Origin of the sequence: Streptomyces sp. A0642 (assembly GCF_004795105.1) — a bacterium.
Lineage (GTDB): Bacteria > Actinomycetota > Actinomycetes > Streptomycetales > Streptomycetaceae > Streptomyces.
The window spans coordinates 632,830-651,272 of sequence record NZ_SSBL01000001.1; the positions used below are offsets into that span (position 1 = coordinate 632,830).

Here is an 18,443-nt window from a genome sequence, read left to right on the forward strand (position 1 = left end):
TCAAGACGGCCCGCACATTCCCGTCCGGGGCCGTTTTCACCGGAACGGTACTCCCGGGCCGGGCTGCCGGAGGGATACACGCCCGGGGGCGGGGCCGGTCCCGGGGCCGGATCGGCACGAGCGCAGAGCCGCCGGACCCGTACGCGGACGCAGCCGGGCCCGTAAGGAGCAGAGCCGGGCCCGTACGGCGCGGAGCCGGGCGCGGACAGCGCGGAGCCGGGCCGGTACGCGCACGGTGCCGGGCCCGGAGGGGCGCTGACCGGCCACCGGCCGGTCAGCGGTAGAGCGCGTCGACCTCGGACGCGTACGCCGTCTCGATCGCCTTGCGCTTCAGCTTCAGCGAGGGCGTCAGCAGACCGTGCTCCTCGGTGAACTGGTGGGCCAGGATCCGGAACGTACGGATCGACTCGGCCTGGGAGACAGCCGTGTTGGCGGCGACCACCGCGCGCCGGACCTCCATCTCCAGATCGGGGTCCCGCACCAGTTCCCCCGGGGTCAGCGGCTGCCGTCCCTGCATCGCCAGCCAGTGCTCCACGGACTCCTGGTCCACGGTGACGAGCGCCGCGATGTACGGCCGGTCGTTGCCGACCACGATGCACTGCGCCACCAGCGGATGCGCCCGTACGCGCTCCTCCAGACCGGCCGGCGAGACGCTCTTGCCGCCGGACGTCACCAGGATCTCCTTCTTCCGCCCGGTGATCGTCAGATAGCCGTCGTCGTCGAGCGCGCCCAGGTCACCGGTGGCCAGCCAGCCGTCGTTGAGCACCGCGTCGGTGGCCTTCGGGTCGCCCAGGTACCCGCCGAACACGTTTTCGCCGTACACCCAGATCTCACCGTCGTCGGCGATGTGCACGGTCGTGCCGGGGATCGGCTGCCCCACCGTGCCGTACCGGGTGCGCTCCGGGGGGTTGGCGGTGGCCGCGGCCGTCGTCTCGGTCAGCCCGTACCCCTCGTACACGGTGACGCCCGCACCCGAGAAGAACAGCCCGAGCTGCCGCTCCATCCCCGAGCCGCCCGACATGGCGTGCCGGATCCGGCCGCCCATGGCCTCGCGCACCTTCTTGTAGACGACCTTGTCGAAGAACTGGTGCTGCATCCGCAGCCCGGCGGACGGACCGGGGCCGGTGCCGAACGCCCGCGCCTCCATCGCCTCCGCGTACTTGACAGCGATGTCAACGGCCTTGTCGAACGGCCCGATCCTGCCTTCCGCCTCGGCCTTGCGGCGGGCGCCGTTGAAGACCTTCTCGAAGATGTACGGCACCGCCAGGATGAACGTGGGACGGAACGACACCAGGTCAGGCATCAGTGCCTTCGCGGAGAGCTCCGGCTGGTGGCCCAGCTTCACCCGGCCGCGGATCGCGGTGACCTCCACCATCCGCCCGAAGACGTGTGCCAGCGGGAGGAAGAGCAGCGTCGCCGCCTCGTCGCCCGGCTTGGAGTGGAAGACCGACTCCCAGCGGGAGGCCATCGTCTCCGTCTCGAACATGAAGTTGGCGTGCGTGATCACACAGCCCTTCGGACGCCCCGTGGTGCCCGAGGTGTAGATGACGGTCGCGACCGACTCCGGTGTCACCGCACGCCGGTGCCGGTGCACGACCTCGTCCTCGACGGGCGCGCCGGCCTCCGTCAGTTCGTCCACCGCGCCGGCGTCCAGCTGCCACAGGCGCTTCAGCTGCGGCAGCCGGTCGATCACCGACGCGACCGTCATCGCGTGGTCCTCGTGCTCGACCATGATCGCCGAGACCTCGGCGTCGTGCAGCATCCACAGGACCTGCTCGGCCGACGACGTCGGATAGACCGGCACGGACTGGGCGCCCACCGCCCACACGGCGAAGTCGAAGAGGGTCCACTCGTACCGGGTACGGGACATCAGGGCGACCCGGTCGCCGAACCGGACCCCGTGCGCGATCAGCCCCTTGGCCAGCGCCAGCACCTCGTCGCGGAACGTCGCCGACGTGACATCCCGCCAGCGTCCGTCGGCGTCCTTCCGGCCGAGAGCGACCCGGTGCGGATCCTCCTCGGCGTAGTCGAACACGACGTCGGCGAGGCCGCCTACGTGGGGCGCGGCCGCCATGGGTGGGACAGTGAACTCACGCAATGACCTGCTCCTTGTGGCGCTCCGCACAGCGCCGTGACGCTACCCCACCGGGCGTCGCGGCGGGAGTGCCGCGAAGAGACGGCAGCGGGTGCCGTCCGCACGGGTCAGGTGGTGAAATCCGGCCAGATGGGCAAGGCCCGGGCGCGCTTCCGACCATGGAGTAAGTGGCTCGCGCGGGAATCTCCACCGAATCTGTACGTCGCGCTCACGCGTACGGGCGCCGGTCCGCAGCCGTCGGCACGAGGGCTCCCGACGACCGGCCCGCGCGCCCGGGCCCGACCCGTCCGGGCCGCAGCGGCAGAGCGCGCCCGGTCCCGTGCATTCTCCCCCTCCCCGGACCCCGTCATGCGCGCCCCTGATCCCCGATCGCACCGATTCCGCCGCCGGGGCGGGCCAGCTGCTCACCGCCCGTCAGGATCGCCGCGGCCAGTGCGTCCGCGGCCTGCTGGGCGTCGCCCCGGCGCCGGCCGTGGAGCAGGACGAAGTCCACGTCGCCGAGGTCCGGCAGCCCGGCCCTGGCCTCCACCGGGACCAGACCCGGCGGGACCAGGCCGCGACTGTGCGCCATGACGCCGAGCCCGGCGTGCGCGGCCGCGATCAGCCCGCTGAGGCTGCCGCTCGTGCACGCGACCCGCCAGGAGCGGCCCCGCTCCTCCAGGACCTCCAGCGCACGGGCCCGGGTGATGCCCGGCGGCGGGAACAGGACCAGCGGGACCGGCCGGTCCGGATCGATCCGCAGCCGCGGCGCGCCGATCCAGATCAGCGCGTCCCGCCGGACCAGCTCCCCGTGGGTGTCCCCGGTCCGCCGCTTGGCGAGCACCAGATCGAGACGGCCCGCAGCCAGCCGCTGGTGCAGCGTCCCGGACAGCTCGACGGTCAGCTCCAGCTCGACCTCCGGATGGTCGTGGCGGAACGACCGCAGGATCTCCGGCAAGCGGGTCAGCACGAAGTCCTCCGAGGCCCCGAAGCGCAGCCGCCCGCGCAGCCGGGTGCCGGTGAAGAACGCCGACGCCCGTTCGTGGGCCTCCAGGATCGTCCGTGCGAAGCCGAGCATGGCCTCGCCGTCCACCGTGAGGCCGACCCGGTGCGTGTCCCGGTCGAACAGCCGGCGACCGGTGGCGTCCTCCAGCCGCCGCACGTGCTGGCTCACCGTGGACTGCCGCACCCCGAGCCGGCGGGCGGCCGCGGTGAAGCTGAGCGTCTGGGCGACGGCGAGGAAGGTGCGCAGCTGCGCCGGGTCGTACACGGGCCCCACGTTATCGCGATACGTGATCACAGTCAGAGCGGTATACGGGATTCCCGATGCCAGGGGCCGGGAGCAGGATGGGAGCGCACGACCGGAACGAGAGACACGGGGAGACATGAGCCGCCGCACCCTGCCGTTGCCGTCCTGGCTGCCGATCGACCCCTACATCATGGCGTTGATCGGCACCGTCCTCCTCGCGGCCCTGCTGCCGGCCTCCGGCACCGCCGCCGAGGTGGCGGGCGGGGCCTCCACCGGGGCGGTGGCGTTCCTGTTCTTCCTCTACGGCGCCCGGCTGTCCACCGCGGAGGCCGTCGAAGGCCTCAGGCACTGGCGGCTCCACCTCACCGTCCTGGCCTGCACGTTCGTCGCGTTTCCGGTGCTGGGTCTGGCGAGCGGGGGGCTGGTGCCGTACGTGCTGACGCCCCAGCTTCAGAGCGGCTTCCTCTTCCTCTGCCTCGTCCCCTCGACCATCCAGTCGTCGATCGCCTTCACCTCGATCGCCCGGGGCAACGTGCCCGCGGCGATCTGCGCGGGCTCCTTCTCCTCCCTGGCGGGTATCTTCGTCACCCCGCTGCTCGCGGCGGCGCTCCTCGGGAACAGCGGCGGCGGCTTCTCGGCGGACGCCCTGCTGAGAATCGGGGTCCAGCTGCTGCTGCCGTTCGTCGCGGGCCAGTTGCTGCGCCGCTGGATCGGCGGCTTCCTGGCCCGCCACAAGAAGGTCCTGGGCCTCGTCGACCGGGGTTCGATCCTGCTGGTCGTCTACACCGCGTTCAGCGAGGGCGTGGTCGCGGGCATCTGGCACCAGGTCACCCCCGCGCGGCTGGGAGCGCTGCTCGCCGCCGAGGCGGTGCTGCTCGCGCTGATGCTGGCGGTCAGCTGGTACGGGGCGAAGCGGCTCGGCTTCGGGCGCGAGGACCGCATCGCCATCCAGTTCGCCGGCTCCAAGAAGAGCCTGGCCTCGGGGCTGCCGATGGCGAGCGTGCTGTTCGGGGCGCAGGCGAGCCTCGCCGTCCTGCCGCTGATGCTCTTCCACCAGATGCAGCTCATGGTGTGCGCGGTGATCGCGAAGCGGCGCGCCGGGGATCGCCCGGAGGTCCCGGACGGCGCGGTGGCGCGCACGACCGCCCCGGTGGGCTGAGGGGCGGGGCGCCTCAGCCCTGGCCGGCCGCCTCCAGGTCGATGCGGTGCTCGCCCGCGTACACGTTCATCGAGGGCCCCCGCAGGAAACCGACCAGGGTCAGGCCGGTCTCGGCCGCCAGGTCGACCGCCAGGGACGACGGCGCGGAGACGGCCGCCAGCATCGGGATGCCGGCCATCACCGCCTTCTGCGCGAGCTCGAAGGAGGCCCGGCCCGAGACCAGCAGGACCGAGCGGGACAGCGGCAGCCGGCCGTCGGTCAGGGCCCGGCCGACCAGCTTGTCGACCGCGTTGTGCCGGCCGACGTCCTCCCGTACGTCGATCAGCTCGCCCGTCTCGGAGAACAGCGCCGCCGCGTGGAGACCCCCGGTCCGGTCGAAGACGCGCTGCGAGGCGCGCAGCCGGTCGGGGAGGGCCGCCAGCAGTTCGGGCGTGACCCGGACGGGGGGAGTGTCGGCGACCGGGTGGCGGGTCGTGGTGCGCACCGCGTCCAGGCTGGCCTTGCCGCACAGACCGCAGGAGGACGTCGTGTAGACGTTGCGTTCCAGGGTGATGTCGGGGACCACGACGCCCGGCGCGAGCCGCACGTCCACCACGTTGTACGTGTTCACCCCGTCGGCCGTCGCCCCGGCGCAGTACACGATCGACTGCACCTCGGAGCCGTCGCCGATCACGCCCTCGCTCACCAGGAATCCGGCCGCGAGCGCGAAGTCGTCGCCCGGGGTGCGCATCGTGATGGCGAGCGGTCTGCCGTTCAGCCGGATCTCCAGGGGCTCCTCGGCGACGAGGGTGTCCGGGCGGGTGGAGACGACCCCGTCCCGGATGCGGATGGTGCGGCGGCGCTCGGTGACCCGTCCCATGCCAGTCAGACCCGGTTTCTGTACGTGTGAGGAGCCCGGAGGGCCCTTGCTGCGGCGGTTGCCGAGGTCCCGTCTGCGTCAGGGCAGGTGACCCGGCACCCTCATTGTCCCGTACACGGAACGCGGCGCCGCAGCCGCTCGCAGCGGTCACGGCCGGCGAAATACCTTCTACGCTAGGTGAGCCGACAGGCCGAGCCTGTCGTCAAGCCTCCAAGCTCAGGCCGGTATTCCTGTGGGATCACGTGCCCCTGTACCGGGCGGTAGCGACCAAGACTGGATGGTTCCTGCCATATGTAGCGAGGGGAACCTGAACATGACCGGCTCACGTGTCGTGGCGCTCGGCCACTATCAGCCCGCCAAGGTGCTCACGAACCACGATCTGGCGGCGATGGTCGACACCAGCGACGAGTGGATCACCAGCCGCGTCGGCATCAAGACCCGGCACCTCGGCGGCCCCGACGAGCCGGTGGACGAGCTGGCGGCGCATGCGGCGGCCAAGGCCCTCGCCGCCGCAGGTCTGCAGGCGGGAGACATCGACCTGGTCCTGGTCGCCACGTCGACCGCGATCGACCGCTCGCCGAGCATGTCGGCCCGGGTCGCCGCCCGCCTCGGCATGTCCTCGCCCGCGGTCATGGACATCAACGTGGTCTGTTCGGGTTTCACCCACGCCCTCGCCACCGCCGATCACGCCCTCCGGGCGGGCGCCGCCACGCGCGCGCTCGTGATCGGCGCCGACAAGATGGGTGACATCGTCGACTGGACCGACCGCTCCAGCTGCGTGCTGATGGGCGACGGCGCCGGCGCCGCGGTCGTGGTCGCCGACTCCGGGACGGACGGCAGGCCCGGGATCGGACCGGTGCTGTGGGGCTCGGTTCCCGAGATGGGGGACGCCGTACGGATCGAGGGCACGCCGCCGCGCTTCGCCCAGGAGGGGCAGTCCGTCTACCGGTGGGCCACCACCCAGCTGCCGCCCATCGCGCGCAAGGTGTGCGAGAAGGCGGGGATCACCCCCGAGGACCTCGCCGCCGTGGTGCTCCACCAGGCCAACCTGAGGATCATCGAACCCGTCGCCCGCAGGATCGGCGCGGTCAACGCGGTCATCGCCCGGGACGTGGTGGACTCCGGCAACACCTCCGCCGCCTCGATCCCGATGGCGCTGTCCAAGCTGGTGGAGCGCGGCGAGGTCGCCACCGGGGCTCCGGCGCTGCTCTTCGGCTTCGGCGGCAACCTCAGCTACGCGGGACAGGTGATCCGCTGCCCCTGAGGGGCGGCGCGCCGAGCGCGGCGATCTCCTCCCGGGACGAGCCGGGCGAGGCTCCCCGCAACGCCCTTTGTCCTCAGGATGGAGAAAGTTCCGACGGATTCCTGCGCAACTTCTTCCCACTCCCGGCAACCGCTGCTACGTTCCCCTCCAAAGCCAGACGGACAGGCCGGTGTGGCGGGGAGGGGCGCGTGAGACGAATGACGGCACGACCCGCGAATGCGCATCAGGCGCGACTGCTCCGGCTGTTGCGCGACGGGGGGCCCAACTCACGGGCGCAGCTGGGTGATCAGGTCGATCTCTCCCGCTCCAAGCTCGCCGTCGAGGTGGACAGACTGCTGGAGACCGGCCTCGTCGTGGCCGACGGACTCGCCGCATCCCGCGGCGGGCGTCGCTCGCACAACATCCGGCTCGCCCCGGCCCTGCGCTTCCTCGGCGTCGACATCGGCGCCACATCCGTCGACGTGGCGGTCACCAACGCGGAGCTGGAGGTCCTGGGCCACCTCAACCACCCCATGGACGTACGCGAAGGCCCCGTCGCCATCTTCGAGCAGGTGCTGTCGATGGCGGCCAAGCTCCGGGCCTCCGGGCTCGCCGAAGGGTTCGACGGCGCGGGCATCGGCGTACCGGGACCGGTCCGCTTCCCGGAGGGCATCCCCGTCGCACCCCCGATCATGCCCGGCTGGGACGGCTTCCCGGTCCGCGAGGCGCTCAGCCAGGAACTGGGCTGCCCCGTCATGGTCGACAACGACGTGAACCTGATGGCGATGGGGGAGCAGCACGCGGGCGTCGCCCGCTCCGTGGCCGACTTCCTCTGCGTCAAGATCGGTACCGGCATCGGCTGCGGCATCGTCGTCGGCGGCGAGGTCCACCGCGGTACGACGGGCAGCGCCGGCGACATCGGCCACATCCAGGTCGAACCCGACGGCCGCCCCTGCGCCTGTGGCAACCGGGGCTGCCTGGAAGCACACTTCAGCGGCGCCGCGCTGGCCCGTGACGCCGAGGACGCGGCACGCGCCGGACTGTCCCCGGAGCTCGCGGCCCGGCTCGAGGCGTCCGGGAAACTCACCGCCGCCGACGTCGCCGCCGCCGCGGCCGCCGGCGACGCCACCTCGCTCGACCTGATCCGCGAAGGCGGCAACCGGGTCGGACAGGTCATCGCGGGACTCGTCAGCTTCTTCAACCCCGGTCTGGTGGTGATCGGCGGCGGGGTGACCGGACTGGGCCACACGCTGCTGGCCAGCGTCCGGACCCAGGTCTACCGGCAGTCGCTGCCGCTGGCCACCGGAAACCTCCCGATCGTGCTGGGCGAGCTCGGACCCGCGGCCGGAATCATCGGCGCGGCCAGGCTCATCAGCGACCACCTCTTCTCACCCGCCTGATCCCTCTCCTCCACCCCGCACCCCTCCACCCGCCACACCCCCTGCCCACCCTTCACCGGCCCGCTCGCCCCACAGCCCGCCGGTGGCGAAGACACCGCCCCGCGTCCCGGGCCGTGGTCCGGGGAACAACCGGGACCGCACTGCGCCCTGCCCGCTCACCGGCCCTTCCCCCTGCTCCCGGACTCGCCCGCGCAGGGGCACCCCATCCGCCGAGGGGATTCGTCATGGCTCCAGAACCACCGCTGCTCACCATGTCCGGCATCACCAAGTCCTTCCCCGGTGTGCGCGCCCTCGACGGCGTGGACCTGGAGGTCCAGGCCGGCGAAGTCCACTGCCTCCTCGGCCAGAACGGGGCCGGCAAGTCCACGCTCATCAAGGTGCTCGCCGGGGCCCACCAGCCCGACGACGGCGAGATCACCTGGTGCGGCGCACCCGCCGTGCTCAAGTCGCCGATCACCGCGATGCGGCTCGGGATCGCCACCATCTACCAGGAACTCGACCTGGTCGAGGGGCTGTCGGTCGCCGAGAACGTCTTCCTGGGCCACGAGCCCACGAGTGCCGGCTTCGTCGTCCGCACCCGCGAGGGCCGCACCGCGGCCGCCGCCCTCCTGAAGCGGCTCGGCCACCCGGAGATCGATCCGTCCCGCGAGGTCGGCGCGCTCTCCGCGGCCCAGCAGCAGATCGTCTCGATGGCCCGGGCGCTCTCGCACGACGTGCGCCTCATCGTGATGGACGAGCCGTCCGCCGCCCTCGACCCGGACGAGGTCGACAACCTCTTCCGGATCGTCGCCTCGCTGACCGCCGAGGGGGTCGCCGTCGTCTACATCTCCCACCGGCTGGAGGAGATCCGCCGGATCGGCGACCGGGTGACCGTGCTCAAGGACGGCCGGGCGGTGGCCGTCGGCCTCCCCGCCGAGTCCACGCCGACCCGGGACATCGTGGCCCTGATGACCGGCCGCAACGTCGAGTACGTCTTCCCGCCCCGGACCGGGACCACCGCGGGCAACGCCCGTACGGCTCCGGTGCTCACCGTCGAAGGGCTCACCAGGAAGGGCGAGTTCGCCCCGGTCGACCTGGAGCTGAGGCCCGGCGAGATCGTCGGCCTCGCCGGACTCGTCGGCTCGGGGCGCTCCGAGATCCTGGAGACCATCTACGGCGCCCGCAAGGCCACCGCCGGACGGGTCACGGTCGCGGGAAAGCCCCTGCGGCCCGGCAGCGTACGCGCCGCCGTCGCCGCCGGCATCGGCCTCGCCCCCGAAGAACGCAAGGCGCAGGCGCTGCTGATGCTGGAATCCGTCACCCGCAACGTCTCCGTCTCCTCCATGTCCCGCTTCTCCAGGGCGGGTTGGGTCGACCGGGGCGCCGAACGCCAGGCGGCCCGCGCCGCCACCCGCGAACTGTCCCTGCGCCCGGACAACCCCGACACCCCCGTCCGCACCCTCTCCGGCGGCAATCAGCAGAAGGCGGTCCTCGCCCGCTGGCTGCTGCGCGGCTGCCGGGTGCTGCTCCTCGACGAACCGACCCGCGGGGTGGACGTCGGCGCCCGCGCCGAGCTCTACGCCGTGATCCGCCGGCTGGCCGACGAAGGCCTCGCCGTCCTGCTCGTCTCCAGCGAAGTGCCCGAAGTCCTGGGCCTCGCCGACCGGGTGCTGGTCCTGCGTGAGGGCCGCGTCGTCCACACGGCGGACGCCGGGGAGCTCGACGAGCACCGTGTACTCGACCTCGTGATGGAAGGGAGCCCGGCGTCATGACGCAGCCCGTCTCATCGGCGCAGCAGAGCGGGCCGGACAAGGGCCCGGCGCCCGTGTCCGCCCCCGCGTCCCCGAAGAAGGACGGATCCCCGCGGGCCTTCGGGCTGCGCGTGGACGTCCGCAGCCTCTCGCTGCTCGGCGTCCTCGCCGTACTGGCAGCCGTCGGCGGGATCACCGAACCCGACGCCTTCCTGGACACCGGGAACCTCCAGCTCATCCTGACGCAGGCGTCCGTCATCGGCGTCGTCACCGTCGGCATGACCTTCGTCATCATCAGCGGGGGCATCGACCTGTCCGTCGGCGCCATGGTCGCCCTCGCCTCGGTCTGGGCGACGACGCTCGCCACCCAGGACTTCGGCTTCGGGGGGATCCTCCTCACCGCCGTCCTGGTCGGGCTCGGCGCCGGACTGGTGAACGGTGTGCTCATCGCGTACGGCCGGCTGGTGCCCTTCATCGCGACGCTGGCGATGCTCGCCTCCGCCCGCGGACTGGCCCTCCACCTCACCGACGGCAAGACGCAGATCGTCACCGTCACGTCGGTCCTCGATCTGGGCCTGCCCGACGCGTACGTGCTCGGAATCCCGCCGCTGGTCCTGATGTTCGCCGCCGTCACCGTCGTGGGCTGGCTGGTACTGAACCGGACGACGTTCGGCCGCCGTACGGTCGCCGTCGGCGGCAACGCGGAAGCGGCCCGGCTCGCGGGCATCGACGTACGCCGGCAGCGGCTCTACCTCTACCTGCTGTCCGGGCTGTGCTGCGGCATCGCCGCCTTCATGCTGATCATCCTGTCCGGCTCCGGCCAGAACACCAACGGCAATCTGTACGAGCTCGACGCCATCGCCGCCGCGATCATCGGCGGCACCCTGCTCAGCGGCGGCCGCGGCACCATCGTCGGCTCCGTCCTGGGCGTCCTGGTGTTCACCACGATCACCAACATCTTCGCGCTCAACAACCTGCAGAGCGATGTCCAGCAGATCGCCAAGGGCGCGATCATCGTCGCCGCCGTCCTCGTCCAGAGCCGGACGTCGGCCCACCGCGAGACCTGATCCCCGCTCTCCTCCCGCTCGCCCCCCTGTTCGCCTCCCACGCCGCAATGGACGAAGGGTTTGACAGCCATGCCAGAAACCAGCCGCAGAGGACTGCTCTTCGGTACCGCCGCAGTCTCCGCAGGCGCCCTCCTGACCGCCTGCACCAGCAACGAGCCCAAGGAGAAGAGCACCGCCGCGCAGAGCAACGCGCCCGCCGCGGACGACAAGCCGGGCAAGCCGGTCACCATCGGCTTCGCGGGACCCCAGGCCGACCACGGCTGGCTCAACGCCATCAACGAGAACGCCACATCGCGGGCGGAGAAGTACTCCGAGGTGACCCTGGAGACCACCGAGGGCTCCAACGACACCGCCGCGCAGATCGGCCAGGTCAAGACCCTCATCAACAAGAAGGTCGACGTCCTCGTCATCCTCCCGGCCGACGGCAAGGCGCTCACCCAGGTCGGCCTGGAGGCCATGCGGGCGGGCATCCCCGTCATCAACCTGGACCGCATCTTCGCCTCGCCGCAGGCCTACCGCTGCTGGGTCGGCGGCGACAACTACGGCATGGGGCTCAACGCCGGCACGTACATCGGTGAACAGCTGAAGGACAAGCCGAGCGCCAAGGTCGTCGAGCTCGCCGGCATCGACAACCTGGAACTCACCAAGCAGCGCAGCCAGGGCTTCGCCGACGCGTTGAAGAACTACTCCAACATCAAGCTGGTGGCCCGTCAGGCGGCCGACTTCACTGTCGAGTCCGGCCAGGCGAAGATGTCGCAGCTCCTCCAGGCGCAGAAGCAGTTCGACGCCCTGTGGAACCACGACGACGACCAGGGGGTGGGCGCGCTCCGCGCCATCCAGCAGGCCGGCCGCGACGAGTTCCTGATGGTCGGCGGCGCCGGCGCCAAGACCGCCATGGACGCCATCAAGGCCGACAACAGCGTGCTCAAGGCCACTGTGCTCTACCCGCCGACCATGGCGGCGTCGGCCATCGACCTGGCCCGGGCGCTCGGCCAGGCCAAGGGAGTGGCCGGCCTCGCCGAGCTGGAGATCCCCACCAATCTCACCCTGTACTCGGCCGTGGTCACCAAGGAGAACATCGACCAGTACCTGCCGACGGGCTTCAGCTGAGCCGGCCCGCGGGAGGGCGCCGGCCCTCCCGCCGTATCCACCGAATCACCGACGAAGGGGAAGGCCGGATGGCCCGCAGGGAAGAGACGGAGCAGGAGTCGGCCGCGCCGCCGACGCACCGGCCGACGGCGAGCGCAGCGACGCTCGGGGTCGGCATGGTCGGATACGCGTTCATGGGCGCCGCACACTCGCAGGGGTGGCGCACCGCGGGCCATGTCTTCGACCTGCCGATGAGGCCGGTGCTCGCCGCGGTCTGCGGCCGCGACCGGACGGCGGTCGAGGCCGCCGCCGGCCGGCACGGCTGGGCGGCGGCGGAGACCGACTGGCGGGCCCTGATCGCCCGGGACGACGTCCAGCTCGTCGACATCTGCACGCCGGGCGACAGCCATGCGGAGATCGCCATCGCGGCCCTGGAGGCGGGCAAGCACGTGCTGTGCGAGAAGCCGCTCGCCAACACGGTCGCGGAGGCGGAGGCCATGACCGAGGCCGCGGCGCGGGCCGCCGCCCGCGGCCAGGTCGCGATGGTCGGCTTCAACTACCGCAAGGTGCCCGCCCTCACCTACGCCCGCAAGCTCATCGTCGACGGCCGGCTCGGCACCCTGCGGCACGTCCGCGCCACCTACCTCCAGGACTGGCTGGTCGACCCCGGCTCCCCGCTCACCTGGCGGCTGAAGAAGGAGCAGGCGGGCTCCGGCGCGCTCGGCGACCTCGGCGCGCACATCGTGGACCTCGCCCAGTACCTGGCGGGGGAGCTGCTGGTGGGGGTCTCCGCCGTGACGGAGACCTTCGTCCGCGAACGGCCCCTGCTCGGCGGCCCTTCGGGGGGTCTCGGCGGTGTCGCGGCCACCGGGGAGTCCGGCGCGGTCACGGTGGACGACGCGGCGCTGTTCACCGGCCGGCTGGCCTCCGGCGCCCTGGCCTCCTTCGAGGCGACGAGGATGGCGGCCGGGCGCAAGAACGCCCTGCGCCTGGAGATCAACGGGGAGCTCGGCTCGCTCGCCTTCGATCTGGAGCGCCTCAACGAACTGTCCTTCCACGACCACACCGAGCCCGCCACCACGGCAGGCTTCCGGCGCATCCTGGTCACCGAGCCCGAGCATCCGTACCTGGAGGCCTGGTGGCCGCCGGGCCACGCACTCGGCTACGAGCACACGTTCATCCACCAGGCCCGTGACGCGGTGCGCACGATCGCCGAAGGGAGCCCGCCCGTACCGTCGTTCGCCGACGGACTGCAGGTGCAGCGGGTGCTGGCGGCGGTGGAGGAGAGCGCCGCGAAGAACTCCGTCTTCACTCCCGTACAGGTCTAGGAGGTCCTGCGCATGCCCCGTCCCTTCACCCTCTTCACCGGTCAGTGGGCCGATCTCCCCCTGGAGGACGTCTGCCGGCACGCCCGCGACTTCGGCTACGACGGCCTCGAACTCGCCTGCTGGGGCGATCACTTCGAGGTCGACAAGGCCCTGGCCGACCCCGGCTACCTGGAGGGCCGTCATCAGCTGCTCGACAAGTACGGGCTGAAGTGCTGGGCGGTCTCCAACCACCTGGTCGGCCAGGCCGTGTGCGACAGCCCGATCGACGAGCGCCACCAGGGGATCCTGCCCGCCCGGATCTGGGGCGACGGGGAGCCCGAGGGGGTGCGCCGCCGGGCCGCACAGGAGATCAAGGACACCGCGCGGGCGGCCGCGGCCTTCGGCGTCGACACGGTCATCGGTTTCACCGGATCGTCGATCTGGCACCTGGTCGCGATGTTCCCGCCCGTCCCGCCGCACATGATCGAGCGGGGGTACGAGGACTTCGCGGAGCGCTGGAACCCGATCCTCGACGTCTTCGACGCGGAGGGCGTGCGGTTCGCCCACGAGGTGCATCCCAGCGAGATCGCGTACGACTACTGGACCACGCACCGCGCATTGGAGGCGGTGGACCACCGGGCGGCGTTCGGGCTGAACTTCGACCCGAGCCACTTCGTCTGGCAGGACCTGGACCCGGTGGGCTTCCTGTACGACTTCCGGGACCGGATCTACCACGTGGACTGCAAGGAGGCCCGCAAGCGCCTGGACGGCCGCAACGGCCGGCTCGGCTCCCACCTGCCCTGGGGCGACCCGCGGCGCGGCTGGGACTTCGTCTCCGCCGGGCACGGGGACGTGCCCTGGGAGGACGTGTTCCGGATGCTGCGGTCCATCGGGTACGAGGGGCCGGTGTCCGTGGAGTGGGAGGACGCCGGCATGGACCGGCTGGCGGGGGCGCCGGAGGCGCTCGCGTCCCTGAAGCGGTTCGACTTCGACCCGCCGAGCGCGTCGTTCGACGCGGCGTTCGGCGGCAACGGCTGAGGCCGGGGCGGAGCCCTCCCGAGGGCTCCGCCCCGGCCTCCCGCGCCCCGGGCGACGTCGGGGCTGATGTCGGAGCACGCCGGGCCCCGTCGGCGTTTGATGCGGCCCGGTCCGGGGCGGAGCCCCGGATTCGAGGAAGGGGCGAGCAGGGGAAGACCCCCACCCCCAGCCCGCGGCACGTGCCGCCGGGCCGCTCCGCCCTGCCCCCGCCCCCCTTTGTCCTGACCAAGGAAAAAGCTCGGCGACATCGGTGTGCAAGGGCTTTCCGTCCCGGACGAACAGGTCTACCGTCCTAGACATGTCCCTGACATAACTTCCCGTCATATCCCCGTCACCGGCGTCGCACAGGCCCGGCTGACCTGCGCGGCAGTCCCCGCGCGAACGGCACGGCATTTTCCGCCCGCACAACCGGCACTCTCCGGAGGACACGTGCAAAGAACCCGCAGCGACAGCCGCACCAGGCTCCGCGTCCGTAAATCCCTCGCTCTGTTCACCGGCGGCCTCCTGGCCGCCGCCACCCTCAGCCTGAGCGCCGCCTCGGGCACGGCCGCCGCCCACGAGGAGCCCGCGCCGGCGCCGGCCGCCGAGGACTTCCAGCAGGTCACCCTCGCCAAGGGCGCCGCCGAGACCGGCGAGCCCATGTCGCTGGCCGTGCTCCCCGACCGCAGCGTTCTGCACACCTCGCGCAGCGGCGAGCTGCGCATCACCGACAGTGCGGGCAATACCAAGGTCTCCGGTGTCATCCCGGTCTACTCGCACGACGAGGAGGGCCTCCAGGGCATCGGCGTCGACCCGAAGTTCAGCGAGAACCGGGCGATCTACCTCTACTACGCGCCCCCGCTGAACACCCCGGCGGGAGACGCCCCCGAGACCGGCACCGCCGCGGACTTCGCCCCCTTCGACGGTGTCAACCGGCTCTCCCGCTTCGTCCTCAACGAGGACGGCACGCTGGACCTCGGCAGCGAGAAGAAGGTCCTCGACGTCCGGACGTCCCGCGGCATGTGCTGTCACGTCGGCGGTGACATCGACTTCGACGCCGACGGGAACCTGTACCTGTCGACCGGCGACGACACCAACCCCTTCGCCTCCGACGGCTTCACCCCCATCGACGAACGCCCCGACCGCAACCCGGCGTTCGACGCCCGCCGCTCCGCCGGAAACAGCAACGACCTGCGCGGCAAGATCCTCCGCATCAAGGTCGCGGACGACGGCTCGTACACCGTGCCGGACGGCAACCTCTTCGCGCCGGGGACGGACAAGACCCGCCCCGAGATCTACGCGATGGGCTTCCGCAACCCGTTCCGCTTCTCCGTCGACAAGGCCACCGGCATCGTCTACGTGGGCGACTACGGGCCGGACGCCGGCGCGGCCGACCCCAAGCGGGGACCGGCGGGCCAGGTCGAGTTCGCCCGGGTCACGAAGGCCGGAAACTTCGGCTGGCCGTACTGCACCGGGGCCAACGACCCTTACATGGATTACGACTTCGCCACCAAGACCTCCGGCCCCGCCTTCGACTGCGCGGCCCCGAAGAACACCTCGCCGCACAACACGGGTCTCGTCGACCTGCCCCCGGCCCAGGCCGCCTGGATCCCGTACGACGGCGCGTCCGTCCCGGAGTTCGGCAACGGCTCGGAGTCCCCGATGGGCGGACCGGTCTACCACTACGACGCCGGCCTCGACTCGCCCGTGAAGTTCCCCGAGGCCTACGACGGAGACTTCTTCGCCGGTGAGTTCGGCCGCCAGTGGATCAAGCGGATCGAGCAGGACGCCGACGGCAAGGTCGAGTCCATCAACGACATCCCGTGGTCCGGCACCCAGATCATGGACATGGCCTTCGGCCCGGACGGGGCGCTGTACGTCCTCGACTACGGCCTCTCCTGGTTCGGCGGGGACGAGAACTCCGCGCTCTACCGCATCGAGAACGCCACCGGGGGCCGCTCCCCGATCGCCGAGGCGGCGTCGAACAAGACCTCGGGCGTCGCGCCGCTGAGGGTGCAGTTCTCCTCCGCCGGCACCACCGACGGGGACGGCGACGCCCTCACGTACGCCTGGGACTTCGGCGACGGCGGGACGTCCACGGCCGCGAACCCCACGTACACGTACAAGAAGAACGGCACCTACACCGCCACCGTCACCGCCAAGGACCCCTCCGGGCGCACCGGATCGGCCAGCGTGCACGTGACCGTCGGCAACACCGCGCCGACGGTGAAGCTGGAACTCCCGGGAGACGGGCAGCTGTTCACCTTCGGTGACGACATCCCGTTCAAGGTGACCGTCACCGATCCCGAGGACGGGACGATCGACTGCTCCAAGGTCGAGGTCCGCTTCGTCCTCGGCCACGACAGCCACGGGCACCCCATCACCACGGCGAACGGCTGCACCGGCACCATCAAGACCGAGATGGACGGCGGACACGACCCCAACGCCAACATCTTCGGGGTCATCGACGCCTCGTACACCGACGGCGGAGGCGGCGGCCAGGCCGCGCTGAGCGGTCACGACCAGTCGCAGCTCCAGCCGCGCCACCGCCAGGCCGAGCACTTCAACGCCTCGTCCGGCATCAACATCTTCGACAAGGCGAACGCCGAGGGCGGCAAGACCGTCGGCGACATCCACAACGACGACTGGATCTCCTTCAAGCCGTACATCCTCGGCGACTCCACCAAGCTCACCGCCCGGATCTCCTCCGGCGGCGCGGGCGGCTTCCTCGAGGTGCGCACCGGCTCGCCGACCGGGAAGATCCTCGGCTCCGCACCGGTGCCGGTGACCGGCGGCTGGGAGACCTTCCAGGACGTCGACGTCCCCCTGCGCGGCGCCCCGAAGAAGGCCACCGAACTGTTCCTGGTGTTCAAGGGCGGCGAGGGCGCGCTCTACGACGTCGACGACTTCGAGCTCTCCCACACCCCGCCCGACAAGACGGCCAAGCGCGTCCTGGTCTTCTCCAAGACCGCCGGCTTCCGCCACGACGCGATCCCCGAGGGCATCGCGGCACTGAAGGAACTCGGCAAGGGCAGCAACATCACGGTCGACGCGACCGAGGAGGCCGGCCAGTTCACCACCTCCAACCTCGCCCGCTACGACGCCGTCGTCTTCATGTCGACGACCGGTGACGTCCTCAACGCCGACCAGCAGAAGGCCTTCGAGAACTACATCGCCACCGGCGGCGGCTACATGGGCGTCCACGCCGCCGCCGACACCGAGTACGACTGGTCGTTCTACGGCGGACTCGTCGGCGCCTACTTCGCCGGCCACCCCGCCATCCAGCCCGTCACCGTCCGCGTCGAGGACCACAAGCACCCGGCCACCGCCCACCTGGGCGACGCCTGGCAGCGGACCGACGAGCTGTACAACTACCGCACCAACCCGCGCGACAAGGTGAAGGTCCTCGCCACGCTCGACGAGACCACCTACACCGGCGGCACCATGAAGGGCGACCACCCGATCACCTGGTGCCAGGCCTACGAGGGAGGCCGCTCCTTCTACACCGGCCTCGGCCACACCAAGGAGTCGTACGCCGACGCGGACTTCCGGCAGCTCCTCCTCGGCGGGGTGCGGTACGCCGCCGGCCAGGTCAAGGGCGACTGCAAGCCCGCCACCGGCTACCGGTCCCTCTTCAACGGCAAGACGCTCGAAGGCTGGAAGCAGGCCGGGCCCGGCACGTTCGACGTGGTCGACGGCGAGCTGCGCACCGAAGGCGGCATGGGCCTGCTCACCTACCAGGCCAAGGAGCTGAAGTCGTACTCCCTGAAGCTCGACTGGAAGATGGCGGGCGACGACAACTCCGGCGTCTTCGTCGGCTTCCCGGCGTCCGACGACCCCTGGTCCGCGGTGAACAACGGCTACGAGGTCCAGATCGACGCCTCGGACGCCGCCGACCGCACCACCGGCTCCGTCTACACCTTCAAGGCGGCCGACATCAAGGCACGCGACCAGGTGCTGAGGCCGCCCGGCCAGTGGAACAGCTACGAGATCAAGGTCCAGGGTGAACGGCTCCAGATCTTCCTCAACGGAGTGAAGATCAACGACTTCACCAACACCGACCCGGTCCGCAGCCTCAAGGACGGCTACATCGGCCTCCAGAACCACGGGGCCGACGACCAGGTGTCCTTCCGCAACATCCAGCTGAAGGAACTGCCCTCGGCGTAGGGCGGCCACCCGGCCCGGCGGCGGGCGGGGCAGCACGCCCCGCACGCCGCCCTCCCCTCTCCCGTACAGCGCCACCAGACCG

12 protein-coding genes are annotated in these 18,443 nt (G+C 71.4%); 9 read left to right on the plus strand and 3 right to left on the minus strand.

Annotation, left to right across the window (positions count from 1 at the left end; translation table 11 throughout):
* Window positions 1–274 precede the first annotated feature (274 nt).
* Both E6R60_RS02655 and E6R60_RS02660 read right to left on the minus strand, forming a co-directional pair.
* Complete coding sequence (locus E6R60_RS02655) at window positions 275–2,074, minus strand: AMP-dependent synthetase/ligase (RefSeq protein ID WP_136324705.1); 1,800 nt, start codon at window positions 2,072–2,074, stop codon at window positions 275–277.
* Window positions 2,075–2,441: 367 nt separating this feature from the next.
* Window positions 2,442–3,353 (minus strand): LysR substrate-binding domain-containing protein, encoded by a 912-nt coding sequence (locus E6R60_RS02660; protein WP_240802363.1) that lies wholly within the window; start codon window positions 3,351–3,353, stop codon window positions 2,442–2,444.
* A 106-nt stretch (window positions 3,354–3,459) separates the two neighbouring features.
* On the opposite strand from E6R60_RS02660, the gene E6R60_RS02665 reads away from it, so the two are divergent.
* Complete coding sequence (locus E6R60_RS02665; RefSeq protein WP_136324707.1) at window positions 3,460–4,482, plus strand: bile acid:sodium symporter family protein; 1,023 nt, start codon at window positions 3,460–3,462, stop codon at window positions 4,480–4,482.
* Window positions 4,483–4,495: 13 nt separating this feature from the next.
* On the opposite strand, the gene fdhD is transcribed toward E6R60_RS02665, so the two are convergent.
* On the minus strand, window positions 4,496–5,341 hold the full coding sequence (fdhD, locus tag E6R60_RS02670) for a formate dehydrogenase accessory sulfurtransferase FdhD (RefSeq protein WP_136324708.1): 846 nt from the start codon (window positions 5,339–5,341) through the stop codon (window positions 4,496–4,498).
* A 313-nt stretch (window positions 5,342–5,654) separates the two neighbouring features.
* Here fdhD and E6R60_RS02675 point away from each other — a divergent pair, with 313 nt between their 5' ends.
* From E6R60_RS02675 to E6R60_RS02710, 8 genes are all read left to right on the plus strand, one after another.
* A complete protein-coding gene (locus tag E6R60_RS02675; protein ID WP_136324709.1) occupies window positions 5,655–6,605 on the plus strand; it encodes a beta-ketoacyl-ACP synthase III in 951 nt (316 codons plus the stop codon).
* Between the two features lie 197 nt (window positions 6,606–6,802).
* Window positions 6,803–7,984 (plus strand): ROK family transcriptional regulator, encoded by a 1,182-nt coding sequence (locus E6R60_RS02680; RefSeq protein WP_136324710.1) that lies wholly within the window; start codon window positions 6,803–6,805, stop codon window positions 7,982–7,984.
* Window positions 7,985–8,208: 224 nt separating this feature from the next.
* Complete coding sequence (locus E6R60_RS02685; RefSeq protein WP_136324711.1) at window positions 8,209–9,735, plus strand: sugar ABC transporter ATP-binding protein; 1,527 nt, start codon at window positions 8,209–8,211, stop codon at window positions 9,733–9,735.
* Entirely contained in the window at window positions 9,732–10,781 is a 1,050-nt protein-coding gene (locus E6R60_RS02690) for an ABC transporter permease (protein WP_136324712.1), read from the plus strand. The genes E6R60_RS02685 and E6R60_RS02690 overlap by 4 nt, the downstream gene beginning before the upstream one ends.
* 69 nt (window positions 10,782–10,850) lie before the next feature.
* Window positions 10,851–11,891 carry a substrate-binding domain-containing protein gene (locus E6R60_RS02695; protein WP_136324713.1) on the plus strand — a complete coding sequence of 347 codons (1,041 nt, stop codon included), beginning with the start codon at window positions 10,851–10,853 and terminating at the stop codon, window positions 11,889–11,891.
* A gap of 68 nt (window positions 11,892–11,959) precedes the next feature.
* Window positions 11,960–13,198, plus strand: a complete 1,239-nt coding sequence (locus E6R60_RS02700) for a Gfo/Idh/MocA family oxidoreductase (protein WP_136324714.1) — start codon at window positions 11,960–11,962, stop codon at window positions 13,196–13,198.
* Between the two features lie 12 nt (window positions 13,199–13,210).
* A complete protein-coding gene (locus E6R60_RS02705) occupies window positions 13,211–14,215 on the plus strand; it encodes a sugar phosphate isomerase/epimerase family protein (RefSeq protein ID WP_136324715.1) in 1,005 nt (334 codons plus the stop codon).
* A gap of 429 nt (window positions 14,216–14,644) precedes the next feature.
* Window positions 14,645–18,361 carry a ThuA domain-containing protein gene (locus E6R60_RS02710; RefSeq protein ID WP_136324716.1) on the plus strand — a complete coding sequence of 1,239 codons (3,717 nt, stop codon included), beginning with the start codon at window positions 14,645–14,647 and terminating at the stop codon, window positions 18,359–18,361.
* The last annotated feature ends 82 nt before the right edge of the window (window positions 18,362–18,443 follow it).

Excerpts from the sequence above, each read along its gene's own strand:
- E6R60_RS02665 (WP_136324707.1), top strand. The coding sequence starts at position 3,460 with ATGAGCCGCCGCACCCTGCCGTTGCCGTCCTGGCTGCCGATCGACCCC.
- E6R60_RS02680 (WP_136324710.1), top strand. The coding sequence starts at position 6,803 with ATGACGGCACGACCCGCGAATGCGCATCAGGCGCGACTGCTCCGGCTG.
- E6R60_RS02685 (WP_136324711.1), top strand. The coding sequence starts at position 8,209 with ATGGCTCCAGAACCACCGCTGCTCACCATGTCCGGCATCACCAAGTCC.
- E6R60_RS02675 (WP_136324709.1), top strand. The coding sequence starts at position 5,655 with ATGACCGGCTCACGTGTCGTGGCGCTCGGCCACTATCAGCCCGCCAAG.
- fdhD (WP_136324708.1), bottom strand. The coding sequence starts at position 5,341 with ATGGGACGGGTCACCGAGCGCCGCCGCACCATCCGCATCCGGGACGGG.
- E6R60_RS02655 (WP_136324705.1), bottom strand. The coding sequence starts at position 2,074 with ATGGCGGCCGCGCCCCACGTAGGCGGCCTCGCCGACGTCGTGTTCGAC.
- E6R60_RS02690 (WP_136324712.1), top strand. The coding sequence starts at position 9,732 with ATGACGCAGCCCGTCTCATCGGCGCAGCAGAGCGGGCCGGACAAGGGC.
- E6R60_RS02705 (WP_136324715.1), top strand. The coding sequence starts at position 13,211 with ATGCCCCGTCCCTTCACCCTCTTCACCGGTCAGTGGGCCGATCTCCCC.
- E6R60_RS02700 (WP_136324714.1), top strand. The coding sequence starts at position 11,960 with ATGGCCCGCAGGGAAGAGACGGAGCAGGAGTCGGCCGCGCCGCCGACG.
- E6R60_RS02695 (WP_136324713.1), top strand. The coding sequence starts at position 10,851 with ATGCCAGAAACCAGCCGCAGAGGACTGCTCTTCGGTACCGCCGCAGTC.